Origin of the sequence: Streptomyces sp. C1-1 (genome assembly GCF_050214755.1) — a bacterium.
Taxonomy (GTDB): Bacteria; Actinomycetota; Actinomycetes; order Streptomycetales; family Streptomycetaceae; genus Streptomyces.
In genome coordinates, this window is sequence record NZ_CP189826.1 from 7,532,472 (window position 1) to 7,546,847 (window position 14,376).

General features: G+C 70.1%; 11 protein-coding genes. All 11 read left to right on the forward strand.

From position 1 onward, the window contains the following. Nucleotides 1-363 precede the first annotated feature (363 nt). The gene (gene uvrC, locus ACQF4J_RS34190) at nt 364-2,481 is read left to right on the forward strand and encodes an excinuclease ABC subunit UvrC (RefSeq protein WP_427167569.1); all 2,118 of its coding nucleotides are present in this window, start codon (nt 364-366) and stop codon (nt 2,479-2,481) included. Continuing rightward, complete coding sequence (gene rapZ, locus ACQF4J_RS34195; RefSeq protein ID WP_351561720.1) at nt 2,478-3,446, forward strand: RNase adapter RapZ; 969 nt, start codon at nt 2,478-2,480, stop codon at nt 3,444-3,446. The genes uvrC and rapZ overlap by 4 nt, the downstream gene beginning before the upstream one ends. Next, nucleotides 3,443-4,510 carry a gluconeogenesis factor YvcK family protein gene (locus ACQF4J_RS34200; RefSeq protein WP_351561718.1) on the forward strand — a complete coding sequence of 356 codons (1,068 nt, stop codon included), beginning with the start codon at nt 3,443-3,445 and terminating at the stop codon, nt 4,508-4,510. Before rapZ ends, ACQF4J_RS34200 begins: the two co-directional genes overlap by 4 nt. Next, entirely contained in the window at nt 4,501-5,490 is a 990-nt protein-coding gene (gene whiA / locus ACQF4J_RS34205; RefSeq protein ID WP_351561715.1) for a DNA-binding protein WhiA, read from the forward strand. Before ACQF4J_RS34200 ends, whiA begins: the two co-directional genes overlap by 10 nt. A 161-nt stretch (nt 5,491-5,651) precedes the next feature. After that, a complete protein-coding gene (locus ACQF4J_RS34210; RefSeq protein ID WP_351561712.1) occupies nt 5,652-8,606 on the forward strand; it encodes a M14 family metallopeptidase in 2,955 nt (984 codons plus the stop codon). Between the two features lie 227 nt (nt 8,607-8,833). Then, the gene (gene gap, locus ACQF4J_RS34215) at nt 8,834-9,841 is read left to right on the forward strand and encodes a type I glyceraldehyde-3-phosphate dehydrogenase (protein WP_351561709.1); all 1,008 of its coding nucleotides are present in this window, start codon (nt 8,834-8,836) and stop codon (nt 9,839-9,841) included. 191 nt (nt 9,842-10,032) lie between these two features. Further along, nucleotides 10,033-11,244: a phosphoglycerate kinase gene (locus tag ACQF4J_RS34220; RefSeq protein WP_351561706.1), complete on the forward strand. Its 1,212-nt coding sequence runs from the start codon at nt 10,033-10,035 to the stop codon at nt 11,242-11,244. Between the two features lie 6 nt (nt 11,245-11,250). Further along, entirely contained in the window at nt 11,251-12,027 is a 777-nt protein-coding gene (tpiA, locus tag ACQF4J_RS34225) for a triose-phosphate isomerase (RefSeq protein WP_351561703.1), read from the forward strand. Nucleotides 12,028-12,122: 95 nt separating this feature from the next. Beyond that, nucleotides 12,123-12,356 (forward strand): preprotein translocase subunit SecG, encoded by a 234-nt coding sequence (gene secG, locus ACQF4J_RS34230; RefSeq protein WP_142151226.1) that lies wholly within the window; start codon nt 12,123-12,125, stop codon nt 12,354-12,356. Between the two features lie 228 nt (nt 12,357-12,584). After that, nucleotides 12,585-12,920 (forward strand): RNA polymerase-binding protein RbpA, encoded by a 336-nt coding sequence (locus tag ACQF4J_RS34235; RefSeq protein WP_003976875.1) that lies wholly within the window; start codon nt 12,585-12,587, stop codon nt 12,918-12,920. A 143-nt stretch (nt 12,921-13,063) separates the two neighbouring features. Next, nucleotides 13,064-14,332 (forward strand): MFS transporter, encoded by a 1,269-nt coding sequence (locus ACQF4J_RS34240; protein WP_427167570.1) that lies wholly within the window; start codon nt 13,064-13,066, stop codon nt 14,330-14,332. Nucleotides 14,333-14,376: the final 44 nt, after the last annotated feature.

Below are 14,376 nucleotides of genomic sequence, written 5' to 3' on the forward strand. Positions count from 1 at the left end.
CAGGGGGCCTTTCTGTGAATGCTCGCTACGGCTGGTCGGGCCGGTTCGTGCGAAGGTCGGGGCCACCCCGTCGGCGTCGGGGGCGTCTTCACATCCGTACGCCGTCGTTCACGGCCCCGAGTTCCCCCGCATTGAAGCGTGTTGACCAAGTCCCGACAACACCTGATGCCCTACGGCCGCACACACCTGGCCGAGACACGCTCGGTGGCTCATGATCGTCGAGGTGGGGAGGCACGGGGCCGTCGCCGGCGCCGCGGGGCGGCCACCTGCGATGCGTGCCGGACTCCCCGGGGGCGCGTAGGCTCGGTAGGCGTTGTCCACAGCCTCGCCGTACTGTCACCCCCCGCCAGTAGGGTGTGAGACATGGCCGACCCCTCCAGCTACCGCCCCAAGCCGGGACAGATCCCCGACTCACCCGGGGTGTACAGGTTCCGTGACGAGCACCGCCGGGTGATCTACGTCGGAAAGGCGAAAAGCCTGCGCCAGCGCCTGGCGAACTATTTCCAGGACCTGGCGAACCTGCACCCCCGCACCCGGACGATGGTCACCACCGCCGCGTCCGTGGAGTGGACCGTGGTGTCCACAGAGGTCGAGGCGCTGCAGCTGGAGTATTCCTGGATCAAGGAGTACGACCCCCGGTTCAACGTCAAGTACCGCGACGACAAGAGCTACCCGTACCTCGCGGTGACGATGAACGAGGAGTTCCCGCGCGTGCAGGTGATGCGCGGTCACAAGAGGAAGGGCGTCCGGTACTTCGGCCCGTACGCGCACGCGTGGGCGATCCGCGACACCGTCGACCTCCTCCTGCGAGTCTTCCCCGTGCGCACCTGCTCGGCCGGCGTCTTCAAGAACGCCACCCGCACCGGCCGCCCCTGCCTGCTCGGCTACATCGGCAAGTGCTCGGCACCCTGCGTGGGCCGCGTCGACCCCGAGGAGCACCGCGAACTCGCCGAGGAGTTCTGCGACTTCATGGCCGGCCGCACCGGCACCTACCTCCGCCGCCTCGAGACGCGGATGACGGAGGCGGCCGAGGAGATGGAGTACGAGCGGGCCGCCCGCCTGCGCGACGACATCGAGGCCCTGCGGAAGGCCATGGAGAAGAACGCGGTCGTGCTCGCCGACGCGACCGACGCCGACCTGATCGCGGTCGCCGAGGACGAGCTGGAGGCGGCCGTCCAGATCTTCCACGTGCGCGGCGGACGCGTGCGCGGCCAGCGCGGCTGGGTCACCGACAAGGTCGAGGAGATCACCACCGGCGCCCTCGTCGAGCACGCGTTGCAGCAGCTCTACGGCGAGGAGAAGGGCGACTCCGTCCCCAAGGAGGTCCTCGTCCCCGCCCTGCCCGACCCGGTCGAGCCCGTGCAGGAGTGGCTCGCCGACCGGCGCGGCTCGGGCGTCTCGCTGCGCATCCCGCAGCGCGGCGACAAGAAGGCCCTGATGGAGACCGTGCAGCGCAACGCCCAGCAGGCGCTCGCCCTGCACAAGACCAAGCGCGCCTCCGACCTCACCACGCGTTCGCGTGCCCTGGAGGAGATCGCCGAGGCCCTCGACCTCGACAGCGCCCCCCTCCGCATCGAGTGCTACGACATCTCGCACCTCCAGGGCGACGACGTCGTCGCCTCCATGGTCGTCTTCGAGGACGGTCTGCAACGCAAGAGCGAGTACCGCCGCTTCCAGATCAAGGGCTTCGAGGGCCAGGACGACGTCCGCTCCATGCACGAGGTGATCACCCGCCGCTTCCGGCGCTACCTCGCCGAGAAGGAGAAGACCGGCGAATGGGTGGAGGACGGCCACGGGGACGGCCTCGCGGGTGAGACGACGGAAGGCATCCCGGCAGCCCTGGAGACCGACGGCCTCGCGCCCGACGGCATCACGTCCGACGGCCTGAAGAACGAGGACGGCCGGCCCAAGAAGTTCGCCTACCCGCCCCAGCTCGTCGTCGTCGACGGCGGACAGCCGCAGGTCGCGGCGGCGAAGCGGGCCCTGGACGAGCTCGGCATCGACGACGTCGCTGTCTGCGGTCTCGCCAAGCGGCTGGAAGAGGTCTGGCTGCCCGAGGACGAGGACCCGGTGGTCCTGCCCCGCACCAGCGAGGGCCTCTACCTGCTGCAGCGCGTGCGCGACGAGGCGCACCGCTTCGCGATCACCTACCAGCGCACCAAGCGGGCCAAGCGCTTCCGCTCCAGCCCGCTGGACGACGTGCCCGGCCTCGGCGACACCCGCAAGCAGGCACTTCTGAAGCACTTCGGTTCGTTGAAGAAATTGCGATCCGCCACCATCGACCAGATCTGCGAGGTGCCCGGCATAGGCCGCAAGACGGCCGAGACGATCGCCGTGGCCCTCGCCCAGGCGGCTCCGGCCGCACCGGCCGTGAACACGGCGACCGGAGAGATCATGGAGGAGGAACCCGGCACCATGGGTTCCGGTGGGGAGCCCGTGACGACGGGTGCCCCGGACGAACGACGGGGGCAGGAGACATGAATGTGAACAACCACGACGAGCAACACGAACAGACGGGCCCAGGCGGAGACGGAGCACAGGTGAGTACGGGCACGACCGGCGAGGCGGGTGGGCTTCCCGAAGTCGCCATCCCCGAGCTGGTGATCATCTCCGGCATGTCCGGCGCGGGAAGGTCGACGGCCGCCAAGTGTCTGGAGGACCTCGGCTGGTTCGTCGTCGACAACCTGCCGCCCGCGCTGATCCCCACCATGGTGGAGCTCGGCGCCCGCTCGCAGGGCAACGTGGCCCGGATCGCGGTCGTCGTCGACGTACGCGGCCGGCGCTTCTTCGACAATCTGCGCGAGTCCCTGGCGGACCTCGATACCCGCCACGTCACCCGCCGGATCGTCTTCCTGGAGTCCTCCGACGAGGCCCTGGTCCGCCGCTTCGAGTCGGTGCGCCGCCCGCACCCCCTCCAGGGCGACGGCCGCATCGTCGACGGCATCGCCGCCGAGCGCGAACTGCTGCGCGAGCTGCGCGGCGACGCCGACCTGGTGATCGACACCTCCAGCCTGAACGTGCACGAGCTGCGCGCCAAGATGGACGCCCAGTTCGCCGGCGAGGAGGAGCCCGAGCTGCGGGCCACCGTGATGTCCTTCGGGTTCAAGTACGGCCTTCCCGTCGACGCCGACCTGGTCGCGGACATGCGCTTCCTGCCCAACCCGCACTGGGTTCCGGAGCTGCGCCCCTTCACCGGCCTCAACGAGGAGGTGGCGGCGTACGTCTTCAACCAGCCCGGCGCCAAGGAGTTCCTCGACCGCTACGCGGAGCTGCTGCGCCTCATCGCGGCCGGCTACCGCCGTGAGGGCAAGCGGTACGTGACCATCGCCATCGGGTGTACGGGCGGCAAGCACCGCTCGGTGGCCATGTCGGAGAAGCTCGCCGCGCGCCTCGCGGCCGAGGGCGTGGAGACGGTGGTCGTGCACCGGGACATGGGACGCGAATGACGGAACGCTCTGTGCGGCTGAGCAGGCTGCGCCGGATGGTGCCCGAGTCACGCACGGGCCGGCCGGTCGAGGCCCGCGGAGCCCGGCCGCGCCGGCGCGGTGCGCAGCCCAAGGTCGTCGCCCTCGGCGGCGGCATGGGCCTGTCCGCCTCGCTCGCCGCGCTGCGCCGGATCACCGGCGACCTCACCGCCGTCGTCACCGTGGCCGACGACGGCGGCTCCAGCGGGCGCCTGCGCGACGAGCTGGGCGTACTGCCGCCCGGCGACCTGCGCAAGGCGCTGGCCGCGCTGTGCGGCGACGACGACTGGGGCCAGACCTGGGCCCGGGTCATCCAGCACCGCTTCCACTCCAAGGGCGATCTGCACGACCACGCGGTCGGCAACCTCCTGATCGTCGCCCTGTGGGAGCAGCTGGGGGACCATGTCCAGGCCCTCGACCTGGTCGGCAGGCTGCTCGGCGCGCACGGGCGCGTGCTGCCCATGTCCGCCGTACCGCTGGAACTGCAGGCCCTGGTCAAGGGGCACGACCCGGACCGGCCCGAGGAGGTGGACACGGTACGCGGACAGGCCACGGTCGCCCTCACACCCGGCGAGGTGCAGTCGGTGCACCTCGTGCCGCACGACCCGCCGGCCGTCCCCGAGGCCGTCGAGGCGGTCCTGGACGCGGACTGGGTCGTGCTCGGCCCCGGCTCCTGGTTCTCCTCGGTGATCCCGCACCTGCTCGTGCCGGAACTGCTGGACGCCCTCACCCAGACCAAGGCGCGCCGGGTACTCTCGCTGAACCTCGCCCCGCAGCCCGGAGAAACCGAGGGCTTCTCCCCGCAGCGTCATTTGGAGGTTTTGGGACGACACGCCCCTAAACTCGCCCTGGACGTGGTGCTGGCCGACGAGGCCGCCGTGCCCGACCGTGATGTGCTCACCGAAGCCGCCAAGCGGCTCGGTGCCGCGGTCGAGCTCGCCCCGGTGGCACGGAGGGACGGAACTCCGCGGCACGACCCGGAGCTGCTGGCCGCCGCGTACGACCGTATTTTTCGGATGCATGGAAGGATCGGCCCATGGCGATGACGGCAGCGGTGAAGGACGAGATCTCCCGGCTCCCCGTCACCCGGACCTGCTGCAGGAAGGCGGAGGTCTCCGCCATTCTGCGGTTCGCCGGCGGCCTCCACCTGGTCAGCGGGCGCATCGTGATCGAGGCGGAGCTGGACACCGCGATGGCGGCCCGACGCCTGAAGAGAGACATCCTGGAGATCTTCGGCCACTCCTCGGAGCTGATCGTGATGGCGCCCGGCGGACTGCGCCGCGGTTCGCGTTACGTCGTCCGGGTCGTCGCCGGCGGTGACCAGCTGGCCCGCCAGACCGGCCTGGTGGACGGGCGCGGCCGCCCGATCCGCGGCCTGCCCCCGCAGGTGGTCTCGGGGGCCACCTGCGACGCGGAGGCCGCCTGGCGCGGTGCGTTCCTGGCGCACGGCTCGCTCACCGAGCCCGGCCGCTCCTCCTCCCTGGAGGTGACCTGCCCGGGTCCCGAGGCGGCGCTCGCCCTGGTCGGCGCCGCCCGCAGGCTGTCGATCGCCGCGAAGGCCCGCGAGGTACGCGGCGTGGACCGCGTGGTCGTCCGCGACGGCGACGCGATCGGTGCGCTGCTCACCCGCCTCGGCGCCCACGAGTCGGTGCTGGCCTGGGAGGAGCGCCGGATGCGCCGGGAGGTGCGGGCCACGGCGAACCGTCTCGCCAACTTCGACGACGCCAATCTCCGCCGCTCCGCACGCGCGGCCGTCGCCGCCGGCGCCCGGGTCCAGCGCGCGCTGGAGATCCTAGGTGACGAGGTCCCCGAGCACCTCGCGGCCGCCGGGCGTCTGCGCATGGAGCACAAGCAGGCCTCCCTGGAGGAGCTGGGCGCGCTCGCCGACCCGCCGCTGACCAAGGACGCCGTGGCCGGCCGTATCCGCCGCCTGCTGGCGATGGCCGACAAGCGCGCCTCCGACCTCGGCATTCCGGGCACGGAGTCCAGCATCTCCGAGGAGATGGCGGACAACCTCGTCGGCTGACCCACCGACAGCTCCTCACCACCCACAACCCCTCGCCGCCGGAGCCCACTTGGGAGTCGGCGGCGACCTTCACTGTCTTTGTGTCACCCTTGACTCGGTTGTGAACTGACATGAGCCTGGCAGCACTTCGTCACCGTGACGAAGGTCTGCTAGGGGGGTTCATGAGACCCAGAGCGAGATCGATCCTCGCTGTCGGCGCGCTTCTGCTCGGCGGAGCGAGCCTCGCGCCCATCGCCCAGGCACAGAACGGGACCTCACAGGGTTCCGATCCGAACGAGGTCAACGTCTATCGCGCGGAGGTCACCGCGAAGCAGGTACCCCTGCTGCTGGCCGCCGGGCAGGACGGCCAGGAACTCGGCGAGCAGGTCCCCGCGAAGGGGACGGCCACCGTCGAGGTCTATCTCACCGGCCGGCAGGCCGGAAAGCTGCGGAAGCAGGGCGTCGACCTCACCGAGCACACACTTTCGGCCAAGGCCGAGAAACGGGTGGACACCGCCGCCCAGGGCGTGTTCCGCCCATACGGCGGCAGCGGTGGCCTGAAGGAGGAGATCGTCCGGACCGGGCAGCTCAATCCCGGCCTCACCAAGGTCGTCTCCATCGGCAAGACGGTCAACGGCCAGGACATCCTCGCGCTCAAACTGACCAGGGACGCGAAGAAGACCAAGGACGGCTCCAGGCCCTCCGTGCTCTACATGTCCAACCAGCACGCCCGCGAGTGGATCACGCCGGAGATGACCCGCCGGCTGATGCACTACTACCTGGACAACTACAAGACCGACAAGCGCGTCAAGCGGATCGTCGACAGCACCGAGCTGTGGTTCGTCATCTCGGCCAACCCCGACGGCTACGACTACACCTTCAAGAACTCCGACACCCGCCTGTGGCGCAAGAACCTGCGGGACGTCAACGGCGACGGCGTCATCTCCACCGGCGACGGCGTCGACCTCAACCGCAACTTCGCCTACAAGTGGGGCTACGACGACGAGGGTTCGTCCCCCAACCCCACCAGCGAGACCTACCGCGGCGCGAGCCCCGGGTCCGAGCCCGAGACCAAGGCGCTGGACGCCTTCGAGAAACGGATCGGGTTCTCGTACGGCATCAACTACCACTCGGCCGCCGAGCTCCTCCTCTACGGCGTCGGCTGGCAGGTCGCCACCCCGACCCCGGACGACGTGCTCTACAAGGCCCTCGCCGGCACCCCGGACAACTCCGCGATCCCCGGCTACCGTCCGCAGGTCTCCTCGGAGCTGTACACCACCAACGGCGAGGCGGACGGCCACGCGGGGAACGTCAACGGCATGTCGATGTTCACCCCGGAGATGTCGACCTGCCAGACCGCGTCGAACCTCGACCCCAATGACCAGTGGAACGCGGCCGACTGCCAGTCCGTGTTCAACTTCCCGGACGACGAGAAGCTGATCCAGCAGGAGTTCGCGAAGAACGTCCCGTTCGCGCTGTCGGTCGCCGATACCGCCCGGCACCCCGACACCCCGTCCTCGTCGCTGGGCCTGAAGGCCGCCGACTTCACCCCGGCGAAGTTCACCACCTCGTACTCGCGCGGCGCCGACCAGGAGGTCTCGGTCGTCGTCCGCAAGGCGGTCCGCGACAAGGAGCTCAACTACCGCGTCAACGGCGGCCGCACGAAGGACCGGCCGCTGAAGGCGTGGAAGGGCGGCGAGACCTACGGTGGCAAGGACAACCTGCACTTCGACGAGTACCGCGCCAAGGTCCGCGACGGCGACCCGGGCGACAAGGTCGAGGTGTGGTTCACCGGCCGGTCCAGGAGCGGCAAGAAGGTCTCCAGCGAGCACTTCACCTACACCGTCGCCCAGCGGGCCAAGGCCGACACGCTCGTCGTGGCCGAGGAGGGCGCGACGGCCACGCAGGCGCAGATCTACGTGGACGCGCTGAAGGCCAACGGCCGCAAGGCACTCGTCTGGGACGTCGCCACCCAGGGCGCGCCCGACGCGCTCGGCGTGCTGAAGCACTTCAGGACCGTCGTGCACTACACGGGCGCGAGCGTCCCGGGCAACGCCACCCAGCTGCAGCTGCGCGCCTACCTCAACGAGGGCGGCAAGCTGATCGAGGCGGGGGAGCAGGCCGGCGGCAGCGTCGACCTCGGCGGCGGCACCCTGTCCAACGACTTCAGCCAGTACTACCTGGGCGCCTACTCGCGTACGTCGACCCCGGGCGCCACCGGCTTCACCGGCTCCGGTGAACTCACCGGCTTCAGCGGGGCGCTCGGCGCGGCACCCGGCAACCCGCTCGACAAGGCGGGCACCTACGCCGTCACCTCCGACTCGCTGCCCGCGAACAAGTACCCGCAGTTCGCGAGTGCCGGGGCAGGCCAGTTCGCGGGGACCGTCAACCCGTACGGACCCTACTCGGGTTCGTACATGGCGGCCGCCGTCCACACCGACGACTCCTACAAGCGCCTCACCCGCACCATCGACCTCACCGGTGTCGCGGCGGCCGACAAGCCGACCGTGCGCAGCCAGTTGCTCTGGGACACCGAGCCGGGCTACGACCACGTCATCGTCGAGGCCCACACCACCGGCGCCGACGACTGGACCACGCTTCCGGAGGCGGGCGGCGCGACCAGCACGGCCGTACCGGCGGAGTGCGAGGCGGGCTTCCTGGTCAACGAGCACCCGTGGCTCAAGCACTACCTGACCGTCGCCTCCTCCGGCTGCACCGCGACCGGCAGCAGCGGCTCCTGGAACAGCCTCACCGGCTCCTCCAGCGGCTGGCAGCAGGTCAACTACGACCTGAGCGCCTACGCCGGCAAGTCCGTCGAGGTGTCGATCAGTTACGTCACAGACCCCGGCACCGGCGGCCGCGGCGTCCTCGCCGACGACACCTCGCTGGTCCTCGGCGGCACGGCCACCCAGCCCGAGGGCTTCGAGACGTCGCTCGGCGCCTGGAGCGTCCCCGGACCGCCCCCGGGCAGCCCGGCGGTGCTGAAGGACTGGGCGCGGACCGGAGCGCTCTTCAAGACCTACGGCGCCGTCACCACCGACCGCACCGTGCTGTTGGGCTTCGGCCTGGAGCACGTCACCGCGGCGGCGGACCGCGCCGCCCTGGTCAAGAAGGCACTCGCGGCCCTGGAAGGGTGAACTGCCTGGTCAACGATGACTAGGTCACCGTAGTCAAAAGGAGTGATCGGAATTTCGAGCCGGGCGGTCCGTACCCCTACTGGCGGGTACGGACCGCCTGCCCATGTATGGGGCGTCTCGATGTCACTCCGGGGGCCTCAGGGAGGTAGGGTCGGGGGTGGTCGGGGACATCCCAAACAGAGCTCGCCGGCACCGCATGGCCGGCGTACCAACGAGGAGATCGGTTCGTGACGATCCGCGTAGGCATCAACGGCTTCGGTCGTATCGGTCGCAACTACTTCCGCGCGCTGCTGGAGCAGGGTGCTGACATCGAGATCGTGGCTGTCAACGACCTGGGTGACACTGCGACCACCGCTCACCTGCTGAAGTACGACACCATCCTGGGCCGTCTCAAGGCCGAGGTCTCGCACACCGCCGACACCATCACGGTCGACGGCAAGACCATCAAGGTCCTGTCCGAGCGCAACCCCGCCGACATCCCGTGGGGCGAGCTGGGCGTCGACATCGTCATCGAGTCGACCGGCATCTTCACGAAGAAGGCCGACGCCGAGAAGCACATCGCCGGCGGCGCCAAGAAGGTCCTCATCTCGGCTCCGGCCAAGGACGAGGACATCACCGTCGTGATGGGCGTCAACCAGGACAAGTACGACCCGGCGAACCACCACGTCATCTCCAACGCCTCCTGCACCACCAACTGTGTGGCGCCGATGGCGAAGGTCCTCGACGAGAACTTCGGCATCGTCAAGGGTCTGATGACGACGGTGCACGCGTACACCAACGACCAGCGCATCCTGGACTTCCCGCACAAGGACCTGCGTCGCGCGCGTGCCGCCGCCGAGAACATCATCCCGACCACCACGGGTGCCGCGAAGGCCACCGCGCTGGTCCTGCCGCAGCTGAAGGGCAAGCTCGACGGCATCGCGATGCGCGTCCCGGTCCCGACCGGCTCGGCCACCGACCTCGTCGTGGAGCTCTCCCGCGAGGTCACCAAGGACGAGGTCAACGCCGCCTTCAAGAAGGCCTCCGAGGGCGAGCTGCAGGGCTACCTGTCCTACACGGAGGACGAGATCGTCTCCTCGGACATCGTCAGCGACCCGGCGTCCTGCACCTTCGACTCCTCCCTGACCATGGTCCAGGAGGGCACGACGGTGAAGATCCTCGGCTGGTACGACAACGAGTGGGGCTACTCCAACCGCCTCGTCGACCTCACGGTCTTCGTCGGCAACCAGCTCTGATCGCCGCAGCAGGCAGCACCTCGGTGTGAGTGCAGGGCTCGGGCAGCGCGCGGCCGCGCTGTCCGAGCCCTGTGTCGCGTGGCTGGGACCCGACCGGCCCTCGCGCCCGCCCCGCGCAGGTAGCAGCCTCACGGAGAAGAGCAACCCACTCGGACCTCCGAGCCTCCCGAGCCCTCTCTAGGAGCCCCTTCATGAAGACGATCGACGAACTTCTCGCCGAAGGCGTGGACGGCAAGCGGGTCTTCGTCCGCGCCGACCTCAACGTGCCGCTCGCCGACGGCCTCATCACCGACGACGGCCGCATCCGCGCCGTCCTGCCCACCGTCAGGGCCCTCGCCGAGGCGGGCGCCAAGGTGGTCGTCGCCTCGCACCTGGGCCGCCCCAAGGGCGCCCCGGACCTCGCCTTCTCCCTGCTGCCCGCCGCCGAGCGGCTCGGTGAACTGCTCGGCGCCCCCGTGGCGTTCGCCCAGGACACCATCGGCCCCGCCGCCCACGACGCGGTGGGAGGCCTGCAGCCCGGCCAGGTCGCGGTGATCGAGAACCTCCGCTTCAACGCCGGTGAGACCTCCAAGGACGACACCGAGCGCGGCGAGTTCGCCGACCGCCTCGCCGCCCTGGCGGACGTCTACGTCGGCGACGGCTTCGGCGCGGTGCACCGCAAGCACGCCTCCGTCTACGACCTCCCGGCCCGGCTGCCGCACTACGCCGGCTACCTCATCGCCAACGAGGTAGGCGTCCTGAAGAAGCTCACCGACGAGGTCCGGCGGCCGTACGTCGTCGCGCTCGGCGGCGCCAAGGTCTCCGACAAGCTCGCCGTCATCGACGAACTGCTGGGCAAGGCCGACCGCCTGCTCATCGGCGGCGGCATGGCCTACACCTTCCTCAAGGCCAAGGGCTACGAGATCGGCAAGTCCCTTCTGCAGGAGGACCAGATCCCGGCCGTTCGGGAGTACATCGAGCGCGCGGAGAAGACCGGCGTCGAGCTGGTCCTGCCCGTCGACGTGCTGGTCGGCCCGGAGTTCCCGGACCTGAAGACCAAGGCCCCGACAAGCCCCACCACCGTCGCCGCGGACGCCGTGCCCGCCGACCAGATGGGCCTGGACGTCGGTCCGGAGACCCGCAAGCTGTACGCCTCGAAGATCACGGACGCCGCCACCGTCTTCTGGAACGGCCCGATGGGCGTCTTCGAGCACCCCGATTTCGCCGAGGGCACCAAGGCGGTCGCCCAGGCCCTCATCGACTCCCCGGCCTTCACGGTCGTCGGCGGCGGCGACTCCGCCGCGGCCGTGCGCCTCCTGGGCTTCGACGAGACCGCATTCGGCCACATCTCGACCGGTGGCGGCGCCTCCCTCGAATACCTCGAGGGCAAGACGCTCCCCGGACTCGCCGCACTGGAGGACTGACCAAGCATGAGCACGCGCACGCCGCTGATGGCGGGCAACTGGAAGATGAACCTCAACCACCTCGAGGCCATCGCCCACGTCCAGAAGCTCGCCTTCGCCCTGGCCGACAAGGACTACGAGGCCGTCGAGGTCGCCGTCCTGCCGCCCTTCACAGACCTGCGCTCCGTGCAGACCCTGGTCGACGGCGACAAGCTCAAGATCAAGTACGGCGCCCAGGACATCTCGGCCCATGACTCCGGCGCCTACACCGGTGAGATCTCCGGCGCCATGCTGGCCAAGCTGAAGTGCACCTACGTGGCCATCGGCCACTCCGAGCGCCGTCAGTACCACGCCGAGACCGACGAGCTCGTCAACGCCAAGGTCAAGGCCGCCTACAAGCACGGTCTGACCCCGATCCTGTGCGTCGGCGAGGAGCTGGACGTCCGCGAGGCGGGCAACCACGTCACCCACACCCTCGCCCAGGTCGAGGGCGGCCTGAAGGACCTCCCGGCCGAGCAGGCCGAGACCATCGTGATCGCCTACGAGCCCGTCTGGGCCATCGGCACCGGCAAGGTCTGCGGCGCCGAGGACGCCCAGGAGGTCTGCGCCGCCGTGCGCGGCAAGATCGCCGAGCTGTACACGCAGGAGCTGGCCGACAAGGTCCGCATCCAGTACGGCGGCTCGGTCAAGGCCGGCAACGTCGCCGAGATCATGGCCCAGGCCGACATCGACGGGGCTCTGGTGGGCGGCGCGTCGCTGGACGCCGACGAGTTCGTCAAGATCGTGCGCTTCCGCGACCAGTGAGTATGCGCTAGGCCCGATCCGTCGTACCCTTGCGGGGTCCAGCACTGTGCTGGACCCCGCGTCGTCCATCCGAATCCGAGGAAGTTGGTCCAGCCGTGGTTTTGGGGTTCTCGATCGCCCTGATCGTCTTCAGCCTGCTGCTGATGCTGCTGGTGCTGATGCACAAGGGGAAGGGCGGCGGCCTCTCCGACATGTTCGGTGGCGGCATGCAGTCGTCCGTCGGCGGCTCCTCGGTCGCCGAGCGCAACCTCGACCGCATCACCCTGGTGATCGGTCTGCTGTGGTTCGCGTGCATTGTCGTACTCGGCCTCATCATGAAGACGTCCTGACGTCGAACAGCTGAGCGGCAACGCACACACATCACCTCCATTCCGCACGTAAGGCCCCATGTTCGGTACGCGCAGCTGAGCGCGGCCTATCATGGGGCTTGCGTCTAGGTGTGGGGGGCTGTAACTCCAACCACTGGACGTGCGTTGGGCCTTACGTAGACTGAGGCGCTCGCAACGAAGCGAAACGCCGACTCGCTTCGCGGCACCATCACGCAGGGAGTTACGACCGTGGCAAGTGGCAACGCGATCCGAGGAAGCCGGGTCGGGGCGGGGCCGATGGGCGAGGCCGAGCGTGGCGAGTCCGCGCCGCGTCTGCGCATCTCCTTCTGGTGCTCCAACGGGCACGAGACGCAGCCCAGCTTCGCCAGCGACGCGCAGGTTCCCGAGACCTGGGACTGCCCGCGCTGCGGCTTCCCGGCCGGACAGGACCGGGACAACCCGCCGGACCCGCCGCGAACCGAGCCCTACAAGACGCACCTCGCGTACGTCCGGGAGCGGCGCAGCGACGCGGACGGCGAGGCCATCCTCGCCGAGGCGCTCGCCAAACTGCGGGGCGAGATCTAGGAGTCGAAAGCCGGCCGGGCACCGAGAGGGCGCCTGGCCGGAGCTGTTTCACACCCACCGCCACCCGCTCCCGAACCGGTTGTCAGTGGCACCCTCTACGGTTTGTGCATCGTCCCGACACGGACGAATCGTGAGGGGGCGCTGTGGCGACGGTCGAGTCCGCGGGGGTGCGTGCGCCGGCGTGGCGCGGGGGGTTCGGGCGGTTGTGGAGCGCCACCGTGCTCTCCAGCTTCGGGGACGCCCTGCGCAATGCGGCGCTGCCCCTGCTCGCCGTGCGTCTCACGGACCGGCCGCTGCTCGTCGCGACGGTGACCGCCTGCGGCTATCTGCCCTGGCTCGCCTTCGGGCTGCTCGGCGGTGCGGTGGCCGACCGGGTGGACCAGCGGCGGGCGATGTGGACGGTGGACGCGTCACGAGGGCTGCTGGTCGCCTCCTTCGCGGTCGCCGTCGCCCTCGGGCACGCCTCCATCGGGCTGCTGATCGCGCTGGCCTTCACCCTGACCACACTCCAGACCCTGTTCGACAACGCGTCCACGGCCCTGCTGCCCGTCCTGGTGGGCCGCGAGGTCCTCGGCAGCGCGAACGCCCGGCTGCTGACCGGGCAGCGCATCGCCGGCGGACTACTGGGCGCACCGGCCGTCCCCCTGCTGCTGGCGGCCGGCGCCGCCGCGCCGTTCGCGGTGGACGCGGCGACCTTCCTGGTGGCCGCGGCCCTCGTCGCCTCGCTGCGGAGCGCCGCCCCGCGGCGGAGACCGGCGGTGGCGGGCAGCACCCTGCGCCGGGAGATCGCGCAGGGACTGCGCACCCTCGTCCGGGACCGCGCCCTGCGCGGACTGTGCGCCGCCACGGCCCTGTGCAACATCGGCATGGGCGCACAGCTCGCCACCCTGGTGCTCCTCGTGACCGGCCGGCTGCACGGCGGCACCGCCGGATACGCCGCGGCCGGCACCGCGGCCACCCTGGGCGGCCTGGCCGGGGGAGTGGTCAACCGCCGGTTCGTCGCCCGTCTCGGCCGGCTGCGGGCGGTGCTGACCGCGGGCACCGCGCAGACCGCGGCCCTCGTCGTCATGGGCAGCGTGCGCAGCCTGCCCGTCGTGGTGGCCGCGATCGCGGTCTTCGGGCTGATGGGCATGGTGTGGAACGTCAACACCACGACCCTGATGCAGGAGCGCAGCCCCGCCGACATGCTCGGCCGGGTCAGCTCCGCCTTCCGGACCCTTTCCCACGCCGGGGTCCCGCTGGGCGCCCTCCTCGGCGGTGCCGTCGCCACCGCCTGGGGCCTCAACACCCCGCCCCTGCTGACGGCCGCCTTCTTCGTCCTCGCCGTCATCGCGCTGATACCCGCGCTCAAGGTGAACGTACCTGTTGTTGCGCCGCACGACGACGCCACGACGGCTCACGCGCCGCGCTGATCAACTAGGTTGGAACAGCTGGGACAGGCACGAAAGAAGGCTGA